A 13178-nucleotide genomic window follows, 5' to 3' on the forward strand; every position below is an offset into this window, starting at 1 on the left:
CTCTACAGACCATATTTCTGCTTTTTCCGGACAATCGTGGACTGATTGACACCCAAGTATTCTGCCGCTTTATAGGTAGTCCCGCAGCGGGCAAGCGCATCCGCAATGGCCTGCCGCTCGCAGGACTGAACATATTCCTCCAGGGAATACGGGCCCTCGGAGGGCGCAGGGGTTGCCGCATGCCACACAGGCTGCTGGATAGACTGCGCTTGGCCATTCTGACTGGGAATCGAGCCGGAAATCAGATGGTCGGGGGCTTGTCGGATCTCCATGGCATCCGCCGTACTGGTAATCAACAGCCGCTCCACTACATTGCGCAGTTCCCGTACATTACCCGGCCAATCGTAGGCCTGCAGCTGATCCAACACCCCCTGGGCAAAGACCTTTGTGCGGCCATACTGGCGGCAAAACTGTTCCAGAAAGTGCAGCGCCAGCGGTACAATATCCTCTCTGCGTTCCCGCAGCGGCGGTAACGTAATAGGTACCACTGAGAGCCGATAGTAAAGATCCGAACGGAAATTCCCCTGCTCCATCTGCTCCCGCAGATCCTGATTGGTAGCGCAGATCAGGCGGAAATCCAGTTCCTTTTCCTCCAAGGCGCCCAGCCGTTTGCTCCGGCGGGTCTCCAGCAGACGAAGCAGCTTACCCTGCAAAGCCAGGGGAAGCGAATTTACTTCGTCCAGAAACAAAGTTCCCCCCTGGGCCTTCTCCACAAGGCCCGGTTTTCCTGTATTCAGTGCACCGGTAAAAGCACCCTTTTCATATCCGAAGAGCTCCGCCTCCAGCAGATTTTCTGGCAAAGCCGCACAGTTAATCTCCACCATGTCTCCTCTGGCCCGCCGACTATGGCGGTGGAGATATTGCGCTACAACCTCCTTGCCTGTCCCGGTCTCTCCGGTAAGCAATACGGTGGTATCTACCTGGGCAAGCTGCCTGGCCATCTCCAGCAGGGCACGCATGGCTGGGCTTTCCGCCACCACTTCCACAGGCCCCGGCGCTCCCGCATTGCCCGGGTAAACATCCGCATAATCCCGATCCTCTACCAGTAATGCATTCTGAAATTGACGCTCCAGCGTCTCCAGCAGCGTAGTTTCCACCAATACATATACTACCGCACCCATATCATCAAAAATGGGGGTAGCCGTAGCCATCTGCCGGTAGTGGTATCCCCGGGGCGTAATAACGGTATTGATCATCGTCAGCGGTTTTTTCTGTTCCAATGCCGCCACACCCACGCTTTTGCGCACCTGTCCCTCAGGCACCAACCGAAATGCGTTTAGCTGAAGGATATCTTCCCGGCTGGCTCCGCCTACCATCTGGAGAAATGCCCGGTTACAATAAATATAGCGGCCGACATGGTCCAGAACATAAATACCCTGATGAAGGTTATCAAACATAACTTCCCAGAAGGACTCTGCCAGCATACTATACGACCTCACTTTTCCATTTTGTTTTAGTGTAGCATATCTTGCAGAATCAGAAAAGGTCCATCCTATAAAGGATGGACCTTTTCTATGCCGCATAACTGCAATCAGCAGGTTGTCTTACCGTCGGCGTACTTTTTATCGTTGATCAGCAGAATCAGGCCCGCAGCCACAAAAGCCAGAACCACAAACACGGCATAAGCGCCGGACAGGGAACCGGTAATAGCCATGGAAATAGCCAGCACGCTGAAACTGAACACGCGGATAATGGAGATACAGGGATTGATCAGAGAGTATACCTTGGCAAAGTTACGGTAGCCATATACACTGGACACCAGAGAAACAGGCCAGTTGGCGTTGCCGCCGATGGCGATACCAATCATAAACACGGAGATATAGAGACAGGCCATGTTGGGAATCAGGTTAAAGATCACCGCTACCGCATACCAAACACCATAGACTGCAGTAGCCACGCGGGTACTCAGTTTCTGGTCAAGCACGCCCCACAGATAGCTGCCCACAATACCCACAACAGAGCAGACACTCATGATAAACAGCGCATTCTCCTGAGTCAGTCCCAGAGAGGTCATACGAGGCACCAGCTGGCTCATAATACCCACGGTAACCAGCATGTACAGGCCCAGGCCGCCGCTGATCAGCCAGAACTCCTTGGTGCGCACCAGCTTACCAAAGGTCCAGGGGCTTACATAGGCGTTGGCCTCCTGCCGGTATGCCTCCACCTCCTGCTGGCTCATAGGCACATTGTCCGGTGTGGCTCCGGCATCTTCCGGGTTGTTTTTCATAAACAGGCCCCACACTGCCACCACGATCATAAAGATACCAACCACAGTAATGGCCACCGGCATGCCAAACTTGCTCGAAATCAGGGTCAGAATCACTACAAAGGTTGCAGAGGACAGATTGTTGCCCATGGTGGCCCATCCAAGAGCCAGGCCCTTCTTTTTGGGGAACCAGGATGCCAGATAGGCACCGCCTGCAATCCATGCATATACATTGGAAAACAGCATAATCAGAATGTAGGCAATGGCGTACTGGGTAATGGAGTTGACATTGCCGTACCAGATGTAGGACAAGCCGCCCAGCACCAGAGAGAGCACTGCTGTAAACCGTGCACCCTTCTTATCGCAGATCACGCCAAACACAAACATGCCCACAATACTGATCAGGCCGCTGACGGTGCCAAAGCCCAGCAAAGTTGCCTCATCCCAGCCATGAGCCGAAGCCATCCAGGGCACGATCACGTTAGGTCCATCCGATGATGTACCATTGCTCAGGTAGAGCATTACGCCCACAAAGACTACCATCAGCCAGCCTCTTGAGCCAAAATTACTCTTTGCGTCTCCTTGCGCCAGGGGTTTTGATGTGCTGTTTCTAGCCATGTCTAGAACCTCCCGTGATTTAGCCCAGCGGCTCAGTGCCGCTTTGCATTTTTCCATTTTTGTTGTATACTTAGAGCATCTTTTTCAAGAACAACGGAGAGAAGAAGGGAGCCGGCCCAATGGAACTTCGACAATTGCGCTACTTTACCGCCGTAGCCGAAACGCTGAACTTCAGCCGCGCAGCAGAGACTTTATACATCTCCCAGTCCGCCCTCAGTCAGCAGATTGCCGATCTGGAGCGGGAGTTGGGCGTTCAGCTGCTGCTGCGCAACAAACGCTCAGTGGTGCTGACTGCCGCAGGACAGGCACTGTTGGAGGAAGCCAAGAAACTGCTGCATCAATCAGAAAAACTGGTCCCCTACATTCGTCAGCTAGGCGGAGCGGAAAATCAGGATCGGGAGATTTTCATCGGCGTAGACTACAGTGTGGACCTCAGCTACGGGTCATTCTTTCGGTCCTCTCTGGCCGACTGTATCTACCGTCTGCGCCAAGCCACACCCGGCCTGCGTCCAGTCTTCCGCATGTGTGAACACGAGGAACTGGTCCGCGGCCTGGATATCGGCACCATTGACCTGGGCTTTTTTCTCCACTTTGCCGCTGATATGAAGGGAGAATGCCGCACGCAGCTGCAGGCCCGGGTCCTGGCACAGGATGAGATGGTCCTGGTTCTCCGCAGTGACCACAATTGGGAAGACACGCCCGAAACCGTTCGGTACGCATTGGAAAAGCGGGGACTTTATTTGCTGGAGCGGGAGGTCATCGGCATGAGCCAGATCCTTCGGATCCTGGATGCCATTGACGTCAAGCCCCATATTCGCTTTACCAACAGCCGAAACGCCATGGTTCTTACTGCGGAGAGCGGCGAAAGCACCACCATTCTCCCCGTATCCGTGGTACGCGGCTTGCGGGACCCAAACCTGCGCTGTCTGCATTTCCGGGTACCCGCCGCTATGAGCAATCTGTTGGCGGTATGGAGATCAGACAGTTCCAACACCCTGATCCAGCGAGCGGTGGATCATCTGACGCAAAAATTCACCCAGCTCTGACTGCCCTCACCTTTTGACCGGCGGATTCAATTGCATATTATTTTTTGAATATACGATTCGAGGCCCATGGAATGGGTTTCCGTTGTTCCCCACAGGTCTTTGGGGCTCGAAGCGGACCGGCGGCGCCACCTGTCCAATCAAGCTAAATTGATTGTAATGCATCCCTCTCATTTTGTGAAATACACATAATCGATAACCAGACCGGAAAATTATAAGTAAAAAAAATGATTCTGTCCACCCATTGATTTGTATGTTTTGTTACACTTATAACCGCGCGTTTTTTTATAAGTAAGCCGAATTGCGGCGGTCTTCGCCTCCTTTTATAATGAATTTATCCAAATTCTATAGGGAGGAATTCGCATGAAGATTCATGGAGTTTTGGGGCCGCTGGATACTGCAGCCTTGGGCCAGACTCTGATGCATGAACACATTACCTGCGCGGATTGGTCCATGCGCATGAACTTCGGTTCTCGCTTTTTTGAGTTTGATCAGGTAGCCGCCATGGCTGCCGCCCAGTTAAAAAAAGCAAAGGCTTTGGGCGTAACCACAATGGTAGACGGCACCCCCATCAATCTGGGCCGTGATATTCGCCTGATTCGCGAAGTAGCCCAGCGGGCCGAAATCAACATCATTGCCTCCAGCGGGTTTTACTACCAGGAAGAACCCTGGCTGGCCTTCCGGGAGGAAGAACAGCTCTTTGACCTGCTGATGGAGGAGTGCACCAACGGCATCTCCGGTACCGACAGCCGCCCTGGTATTCTGAAGGCAGGGGTTGGACACGCCGGCGTGACCCCGCTGCTCCACAAGGTGCTCAGCGCCACCGGACGCGTGGCCAGAGAGACCGGCCTGCCGCTCTTCTGCCACCATGATCCCTCGATCCGCAGCGGCGGTGAGATCCTGGATCTGCTGGCCTCCTGCGGCGTCCCTGCTCACCGGGTGATCCTGGGCCACAGCGGAGACACCACCGATCTGGCATATCTGGAAGAAATGCTCCAGCGGGGCTGCTACCTGGGCATGGACCGCTTTGGCTTCTGCGACCGGGACCTGGGACTGGAGCCCCGGTGCGACGTGATCGCCGCTCTGTGCGCTTCAGGCTGGGCGGACAAGCTGTTGCTCAGTCATGATCTGGCTGCCTACCTTGCTTTCTGGGACAGCTGGGAAACCACCAAGAACAGCGACTGGCTCAACCTGGAGGAGGACTTCACCTTCATCCACCGTCGGGTACTGCCCGCTCTGGAGACCCGCGGTGTCTCTCAGACACAGCTTCGGCAGATGCTGGTCAACAATCCCCGCACTTTTTTTGAAGGCATTTAAGTTCAAAGAAAAAGCCTCCCTAAAGGCGGGTGGTCGTAAAACTGCAAAATCAAAAAATGGTGACAACTTTGTGATTTGTGCTGTTTCCTTCAGCAAATTGCGCAAATCACAAAGTGCGCTGGGATAGCTGCGCAAGCAGCGCAAGGGGTGCAGCCCCTTGTTCGGAACGGAGTGACGCAAAACAGCCCGGACATTCAGATGTCCGGGCTGTCAGCCTCGCAGAGCGCACATACAGGCGTCAGCCTGTATAGAAGTGCGCCATAGTAGGATCTCGGAGATTGTCCATCTGCCGTCTTTTATCTTGCGTAATAATCTTTCTATCTGTCACTGGAAAATTCTTGAAGCCTGCGTAGGGCATTGATTACTGAGTTATGAGATACCTTTCCAAGAGCCTCTTTTGGGCCTCCAACATCATATTCCGATACGATGTAATCAATGTTGGACGCAAGAACCTCGTAGGTCATGTGTTCATACTCGCAGACCTTGTCAATCCGTTTCAGATAGTCGCTCACGGTGCTTGGTTTTCCGCTTGGTGTGACCGTTTTGTAGCCTTGTAAGATCAAGTATTCTTTGAACCTATCTCTCATGGTGTACTACTCTCCTATAAAAATTGATTATGCTTCGGTAGAGACCCAAATCGCAGGTCGAATGCCGGCTATTGAAGTAGCAGGGGCGACCGCATTTATTTTTTCCTCTGCTCCGGTATGGACACCTAAAAGGTCGTATGAATTTTCTCCGATAGTCCACCAATAAAAGTCTCCCCCATTTGGCAGGTCAAGAACAAATTCCGCTAATGTACCGGAAAGCTGACCAACTACATGAAGGTTTTTTAGACAACACAGAAGCATCTCATCGGATAACCCTGTTCCTTTTGCACCGCGATCTTCGATTCTCGGAAAGTAATGCTCAACCTGCTCGGTGGAAAGCAGAAACACCTTGTCGTACGTCACTTCTCCGTTTCCAGCGGGATCAATGACCTCTGTCTCAATGATCTGCACCCACTCTTCATCGGAAAACGGCATCTCGCTGTTTAGCTTATTTCGCAAACTGCAATCTGCCCAATTTACAGACTCGCGCAAGGCAGAAGGTTTCAGCAATTCCGAACCAGAGTTTTCTTTAAGCAGATTACTCCAATTATCATAAAAAGAATCCCCCTCGGGGAAAACTTTGTCATCTGTAAAAACAGTCCAACCTTCATAATCGGATAGTTTATTATACGAATTTGGGTGTTTTGCAGCTACGCTGTCTATGGCTTCTTTGGCTTCTTCCGTAATGTTGATATAGTCCAGCGCAATGATCTCATCGGTCAAGAGCAGGGCTTTGCTGTCCTGGACATCTAATACTCTCCATTTGTAAGCACCAAAATCGACAATATCACCAATCTTGTAGGTCGCCTTTTCTTCCTTCGCAGGTTCGTCTGTCACAGGTTCTTCTGTCACTGGTTCCTCTGCTTCTGACTGTTCAGATTCGGACATCGGCGTTGTCTGATCCCCGCAGCCCACAAGCGATAACAACATCGCCACCGCTAATAAAAATGCACATAATCGCTTCATTTTCTCTTTCCTCCATTTATTACTATTTACCACTATGATTATATTATATTCTAAATTCCGCCGTTTTTCAAGGTCAGAAGGCAAAAGCTCAGTCCTAATTTGTGCCGTTTTGTCGGTTCATAAAAGTAGGCATTTGCAAATTCAGAGCAAGTTTTGTTTAAGCCACATTTTCAAATTTTCTTGCTTTTCTGTAGACTGTGCCAACCGGGGCATATTGCAGGTATTAGCCGCTTCTTTCAGCGTGACTTTCTTGCAGAATTTGAGGGCAGCGATGCGAAGAAACAGGCCAGGATCTACCTCACAACATTCGGTATTGACTACGATGCTATTACCAAGGAGCAGTTTGTAAACCTCGTTGACGTTCTAAAACTATCCAAGCACATGAAAAGTTTAACTAACCAGCGCGGCAGGGCAAGGCCATACCAGCCGCACGGAATAGGATTTCATGTTATTGGGCTAACACCGTCTTACGAACACCCCGCTAACGGGAGGCTTTTTCTTTTTCCTACAAGGGAAAGTCCCGGTCCAGTAACTGGACCGGGACTGAGATGAGGGATCGTTTTCAGGGTATATTAGGGGAGGGAAAACATTAGCCTACGTTGGTCAGACCGCCATCAGGATAGATGGTGGAACCGGTGATGAAGTCAGAGGCGGCAGAAGCCAGGAAAATGGCGGGGCCCTTGCAGTCATCGGGATAGCCAATGCGCTGAGCAGGCATGGAGGCAGCGATCTTGTTGCGGGCCTCCTCGTCATCAGGCAGCAGACCAACCATCATGGGGGTGTAGGTGATGGTGGGACCAATGGCATTGACCTGGATATTGGGGCCCAGATCAGAGGCATAGGCCTTGGTCAGCATCTCCACGGCACCCTTGGTGGCGCAGTAGCCCACGTTGCCCATACCGCCGTTGCCGATGGCGCGGATGCCGCGGACGGAGGACAGGTTGATGATCTTGCCGTGGACGTTGTGCTCCTTGAAGTACTTGCCGAAGTGCTTGCAGGTGAACATCATGGACTTGACGTTGGCGTTGAACATCTGATCCCACACATCGCTGGGGAACTCAGTGCCGGGGAACTTCTTGTTGAAGCCCTGAGAGTTGACCAGAATGTCCACGGTGCCCATCTCCTTGACGGCGGTGGCCAGCAGGTTCTCCACGTCGGTCTCCACACCGGCGTCACCTACGCAGTAGAGGATATCCAGGCCGGTGTTGGCCTTGATCTCCCGCTGGGCACGCTGCAGAGACTCCTCCTTACGGGAAGAGATCATCACCTGAGCACCAGCCTCCGCCAGGCCCTCAGCGATGGCCTGGCCGATACCGCCGGCGCCGCCTACCACAACGGCCTTCTTGCCGGTGAGGTCAAACAGATTGGTCATTTGAACTACTTCCTTTCTATTGGTTAAATTGAATTACTTCTGCTCGGGGGGCACCAGGCAGACCAGCATCTGGCAGGTCACAGTGCCGTTGTTCTGAATGCCCTTCTTGGTGAAGGGGCCGCAGTGGAAGGAATCACCGGCGTGAAGGGTGGTCTTGGTGCCGTCCTCCACTTCGATGTCCATCTCACCCTCGATGATGTAGTAGATGGACTCCAGGGGATTGCTGCCGAACTCGCAGCCGCCGCCGGGGAGGAAGTGGCTCAGGCCCATGATCATCTTGCCGTCGTTCACGTCCTGGGGATTGTGCAGACGGGTGGGACGCATATCATAGTGGCCAGGGGCCTCATAGAAAGTGGCCTCATTCTTACGTACGATCTTGTAGCTCATGGTAACAAAACTTCCTTTCTTTAGCTTGAAGCAGGAATTTACACAATACCCAGCTGAGCGCGGACCTTCTCGCCGTCAAAAGCGGGGATGCCCAGAATCTCACGGGCCTCGGCAGGGGTGGCGGGAGTGTTGCCGAAGGCCTTGACGGCGGCAACGGCCCGCTCCACCAGCATGTGGTTGGTGGCCATAACCTTCTTGCCGTTCTCATCCACACCGAAGACCACATTGTCCTCCATGCCGACACGGATGTGGCCGCCCAGAGCCAGAGCAGCGAACATGATGGGCAGGTGCCCCTTACCAACGCCAAAGGCAGACCAGGTAGAGCCGGCGGGGATGTGGTTCACCAGGTAAAGCAGGTTCTCCACGGTGGCAGGCATACCGCCCAGCACACCCAGGCAGAACTGATAGTGGCAGGGATTGGGCAGATGGCCCTTCTTCACAAAGTAGTCGGTAACACCCAGCATGCCGGCATCAAAAATCTCGATCTCCGGCTTGGTGCCGCGCTCCATGTACAGGTCGCCCAGCTGCTGGAGGAACTGGGGGGAGTTGATGAACACGCCGCCGGGCATCCAGTTGAAGGAACCGGCGTCGTAAGAACCCATCTCGATGCCGTCCAGCTCCTTGTGGTGGGCCATACGCTCCTCGTCGGTAGCGGGATGCTGGGGAGAAGCGCCGGAAGAGGTGCAGTTGATGATCACGTCGCAGTCCTTGTGGCTGCGGATCAGGCGGATGGTCTCACGAAACTTCTCCTTGTCCATGGCGCCCATGCCGTCATCGGCGCGCATGTGCAGATGGACAACCGCAGCGCCCAGCTTCCAGGCATCATAGGCCTCGTCGGCGATCTGCTGAGGAGTCTCGGGGATCTTGTAGCCTGCGGGGGTAACCGCGCCGGTCAGCGCGGCAGTAATAATGGTCTTTGCCATGGAGGCTCATCTCCTTATCAATGGTCTCTTATCGGTCACTTGAATGAATTGCTGCGCCGGAGGGGATTAACCCTCCTTGCCCTCCTTGACAGGGCGATAGGGAGTGACCTTTCTGGTGGGGTCAAAGGGATTGACCTCCCGACCGGCCTCAACCTCCTTGAACCACTCGATGGGCTTGGTACGGAAACCGGCCCAGCTCTCACGGGTGGGGGGCTGCTGCATCCAGTCGTGGCAGTAGCGCCAGTCGTTGGTCTGGCTGATGTACTTCTCGTCCTGCTGGGCGGCATTGCGGTCGCCCATGTCACCGGCGGCGATGCGCAGCAGAGAGCCGTACTGCTCGGACACGGTGTGCAGCTTCAGGTCCTCCACCAGCAGCTTCTTCAGGGGGCGCTTGGCCAGGTTGGACATGATGGTGCGGTTCTCATAGGGCATGGTCTTGAGCATGCGGGCGATCTCCCAGGCACGATCCATGACCTGAGCCTTGGGTACCACCTCGCTGACCATGCCCCAGTCCAGCATCTGCTGAGCAGTCCACTGACGGGCAGTCATCATGTAGTAATTGCCCCGCTTGGTGCCGAAGTAGTGCTGAGCCATCAGGCCCATGCCGTCGCCGGGCACCAGGCCGCCGTGGGCGTGGGGCACTTCCAACCAGGTATCGTCGGAGCAGATGGTGATGTCGCTGAGCATGGCGGAATCCCAGTGAAAACCGGGGCCGGGCAGCACACCGATGGTGGGCACATCCAGGTCAAACACCATGTTCTTGATCAGGTTGGTGTCGTCGAAGTACTGATGCTGGAACCGCTCGGTGGGCAGCTTGGAGTAGGTCTCCCAGCCGTTGGGATCGGACTCGGTCATCCAGCTGTCTCCGATGTGGGTGAAAATGATGATCTCATTCTGGTTGTCCAGAGACAGAATGCGCACCAGCTGGCTGATGGCCCGGTGGGACATGCCGCTGTGCTGCATGGGACCATCCAGGGTCTTCCAGGTCACCTGGAGGATTCCGTCCTCACGATACAGATCCGCAAAATCCTTGAACCATTCCTTGTACTCATCCAGCTGAGGCAGCTTTACGTAATCAGCGAGGGGCTTTCCCATAATCAATAACCTCCAAATCAATCATTCGGCGGAGCGCATTGGGGTATCACCCGAATGTCTCCTGTCATATCTGCTATCTGAATTGTAGTCCCATCATCTGCTTTTGTGAAATATCTATAAACGATAAGAGGACCGCCTGTTATTAGTGAAAAAAATCAGTGAAGCCGTTTCTTACTCCGCTTTAAAGATACCTGCGGCACCCATACCTCCGGCAATGCACATGGTTACAAGGGCGTACTTACCGCCGGTACGGCGCAGCTCAGAGATGGCCTTGCAGGACAACACCGCGCCGGTGGCACCCAGAGGATGACCCAGAGCCATGGCGCCACCGTTGGGGTTGACCTTGGCAGGATCCATGCCCAGCTCCTTGATACAGGGGCTGACTTGGGCCGCAAAGGCCTCGTTGAGCTCGATAACGTCCATGTCGTTCACAGTAAGGCCGGTGTACTCCATCACCTTGGGCACCGCATAGATGGGACCCAGGCCCATATAAGCGGGATCCAGGCCGCCCACGCAGAAGCCCAGGAAGGAGGCCAGGGGCTTAATGCCCAGCTCGTTGGCCTTGTCCCGGCTCATGAGCACCAGGAAGGCGGCACCGTCGCTGGTCTGAGAGGAAGTGGCGGCGGTGACCCGGCCGTTCTCCCGGAAGCAGGGCTTCATGGAAGCCATCTTCTCCATGGTGGTGTCCCGACGGATACCCTGATCCTTGTCAAAGACGATGGGGTTGCCCTCGGCGTCCACACCGGGCAGAGGGATGATCTGCTCGTCGAAGTAGCCGGCGTCCTGGGCGTGAGCCGCCTTCTGATGGCTGGCCAGGGCCAGGGCGTCCATCTCCTCACGGGTGACGTTGTACTTCTCTGCCACGTTCTCGGCGGTCTCACCGTTGGAAATATACTGGCCGGGGTCATTCTCCAGCAGCCAGGGGTTCATGTCGCCGCTGCGGTCCAGGGTCATGGGCAGCGCGGTCATGGACTCGATGCCGCCGGCCACGATGCAGTCGGCCTGTCCAGCCTCGATCTGCCAGGCAGCCAGCGCCACAGCCTGGAGCGAGGAGGAGCAGAAGCGGTCCACGGTCAGGCCGCAGGCAGTGTAGGGCAGGCCGGCCCGGGCTGCCACCAGGCGGGCGGGATTCAGGCCCTGCTTGGCCTCAGGAATGGCGCAGCCCAGGATCACGTCCTCCACCAGCCCGGGATCCAGCTGGGGGATCTTCTCCATTACGCCCTTCAGCACCAGGCCGCCCATATCAATGGGATGCATCTGACGCAGAGCGCCCTTCTTACCCGACTTTGCCACAGCGGAGCGGCCGTAGGCCACTACCACCGTCTTGCTCAACGGTTTTGCCATAATCAATCTTCCTCCATTTCAATCAGATTGGAAGCCACCAGGAGCTTGGGCTCCACAGCAGCCTGAATCTCTTCCACGGTATGCCCCTTGCGAATCTCAGAGAGCAGCAGGCCCTCAGGCGTCACGTCAATGACGCAGCGGTCGGTAACAATGTGATTCACACACCGCACTGCAGTCAGGGGCAGGGTACACTGGTTCACAATCTTCGGAGAACCGTCCTTGGCCACCAGGTCCATGGCCACGATCACCTGCTTGGCACCGTTGCACAGATCCATGGCGCCGCCCATGCCGAAGGCCCGGCCCGGCGTGGCCCAGTTGGCCAGATCACCCTGAGCGGAGACCTGCAGGCCACCCAGTACGGTGGCGGCCAGTCGGCCGGAGCGGATCACACCGAAGGACATGGCCACATCAAAGGCGCTGCTGCCCGGTACCGGCTCAAAATGAACGCCGCCGGCGTTGACAAACCGCTCGTTGGCCATCAAGCCCTCGTTGACGGTGGCGCCGATGCCGATAAAGCCGTTCTCGCTCTGGAACAGGACACCCTGGGCAGCATAGCTGCCGCACAGGCTGGGAATGCCGATGCCCAGATTGACTACATCGCCGGGCTTGAAGTAGGCAGCAGCCCGCTTGGCAATAAAGTTTCTGTTGTTCATCTCGTCCCCTCCTTACACCAGAATCATGTCCACGAACATACCAGGCACCTTGACCTCATCGGGGCCGATCTCACCCAGGTCGCAAAAGTGGTCGCACTCCACAATGGAAAGGTCGGCACAGGTAGCAATCACAGGATGGGAAGCATGTCCGCTGCTACCCCGGTAGGCCAAATTGCCCAGGGGGTCTGCCTTCCGGCAGCGGGTCAGGGCCACGTCAGCGTGGAGAGCGGTCTCCAGCAGATACTGCTGGCCGTTCACCTCAATGACCCGCTTGCCCTCCTCTACCACGGTGCCCAGGCCGGTCTTGGTGAGCACGCCGCCCAGGCCCATGCCGCCGCAGCGGATACGCTCGATAAAAGTACCCATAGGGATGAGCTCCGCCTTCAGGGAGCCATCCTGGATGCGGGCGTTGGTACGGGGATTGGTACCCACGTGGGTGGTGATCATCTTGTCCACCGCGCCCGCCTCAATGAGGCGGCTGATCCCCATGCCGGGGTCGCTGGAATCGATGGAGTAGACGGTCAGATGCCTGGCGCCGCTGTCCAGCACACACTGGATCAGACGCTCCGGCATATACTGGTTGGTCTGGCCGCCGATGGCAATGATCTGGCCGTCCTTGAAGCTGGCCACGATCTGCTCGATGGTACGTACTTTACTCAGTTCCATA

At 55.3% G+C, this 13178-nt stretch carries 13 protein-coding genes; 2 read left to right on the top strand and 11 right to left on the bottom strand.

From position 1 onward, the window contains the following. Nucleotides 1-2 precede the first annotated feature (2 nt). Both J9789_RS12875 and J9789_RS12880 read right to left on the bottom strand, forming a co-directional pair. A complete protein-coding gene (locus tag J9789_RS12875) occupies nucleotides 3-1424 on the bottom strand; it encodes a sigma 54-interacting transcriptional regulator (protein WP_209346024.1) in 1422 nt (473 codons plus the stop codon). Nucleotides 1425-1531: 107 nt separating this feature from the next. After that, nucleotides 1532-2749: an MFS transporter gene (locus J9789_RS12880; protein ID WP_209346027.1), complete on the bottom strand. Its 1218-nt coding sequence runs from the start codon at nucleotides 2747-2749 to the stop codon at nucleotides 1532-1534. Nucleotides 2750-2943: 194 nt separating this feature from the next. Between J9789_RS12880 and J9789_RS12885 the strand changes: the two genes are divergently transcribed. After that, entirely contained in the window at nucleotides 2944-3870 is a 927-nt protein-coding gene (locus J9789_RS12885) for a LysR family transcriptional regulator (RefSeq protein WP_209346029.1), read from the top strand. A 360-nt stretch (nucleotides 3871-4230) separates the two neighbouring features. Then, nucleotides 4231-5184, top strand: a complete 954-nt coding sequence (locus J9789_RS12890) for a phosphotriesterase (RefSeq protein WP_209346031.1) — start codon at nucleotides 4231-4233, stop codon at nucleotides 5182-5184. A gap of 317 nt (nucleotides 5185-5501) precedes the next feature. On the opposite strand, the gene J9789_RS12895 is transcribed toward J9789_RS12890, so the two are convergent. From J9789_RS12895 to J9789_RS12935, 9 genes are all read right to left on the bottom strand, one after another. Beyond that, nucleotides 5502-5771 (bottom strand): hypothetical protein, encoded by a 270-nt coding sequence (locus J9789_RS12895; RefSeq protein WP_209346034.1) that lies wholly within the window; start codon nucleotides 5769-5771, stop codon nucleotides 5502-5504. Between the two features lie 27 nt (nucleotides 5772-5798). Continuing rightward, on the bottom strand, nucleotides 5799-6737 hold the full coding sequence (locus J9789_RS12900; RefSeq protein ID WP_209346036.1) for a DUF6273 domain-containing protein: 939 nt from the start codon (nucleotides 6735-6737) through the stop codon (nucleotides 5799-5801). 589 nt (nucleotides 6738-7326) lie between these two features. Continuing rightward, nucleotides 7327-8109 carry an SDR family oxidoreductase gene (locus J9789_RS12905; RefSeq protein ID WP_209346038.1) on the bottom strand — a complete coding sequence of 261 codons (783 nt, stop codon included), beginning with the start codon at nucleotides 8107-8109 and terminating at the stop codon, nucleotides 7327-7329. Between the two features lie 33 nt (nucleotides 8110-8142). Next, nucleotides 8143-8496 (bottom strand): cupin domain-containing protein, encoded by a 354-nt coding sequence (locus J9789_RS12910; RefSeq protein ID WP_209346040.1) that lies wholly within the window; start codon nucleotides 8494-8496, stop codon nucleotides 8143-8145. Nucleotides 8497-8534: 38 nt separating this feature from the next. Further along, a complete protein-coding gene (locus tag J9789_RS12915) occupies nucleotides 8535-9419 on the bottom strand; it encodes a 3-keto-5-aminohexanoate cleavage protein (protein WP_209346041.1) in 885 nt (294 codons plus the stop codon). A 66-nt stretch (nucleotides 9420-9485) separates the two neighbouring features. Continuing rightward, complete coding sequence (locus tag J9789_RS12920) at nucleotides 9486-10514, bottom strand: enoyl-CoA hydratase/isomerase family protein (protein ID WP_209346043.1); 1029 nt, start codon at nucleotides 10512-10514, stop codon at nucleotides 9486-9488. A 171-nt stretch (nucleotides 10515-10685) separates the two neighbouring features. After that, entirely contained in the window at nucleotides 10686-11858 is a 1173-nt protein-coding gene (locus J9789_RS12925) for a thiolase family protein (protein ID WP_209346045.1), read from the bottom strand. Between the two features lie 2 nt (nucleotides 11859-11860). Further along, nucleotides 11861-12511, bottom strand: a complete 651-nt coding sequence (locus J9789_RS12930; RefSeq protein WP_209346047.1) for a CoA-transferase — start codon at nucleotides 12509-12511, stop codon at nucleotides 11861-11863. A gap of 12 nt (nucleotides 12512-12523) precedes the next feature. After that, a complete protein-coding gene (locus J9789_RS12935; protein ID WP_209346049.1) occupies nucleotides 12524-13177 on the bottom strand; it encodes a 3-oxoacid CoA-transferase subunit A in 654 nt (217 codons plus the stop codon). Nucleotide 13178: the final 1 nt, after the last annotated feature.

This window comes from Flavonifractor sp. AGMB03687 (genome assembly GCF_017811815.1).
Classification (GTDB): Bacteria; Bacillota; Clostridia; order Oscillospirales; family Oscillospiraceae; genus Flavonifractor.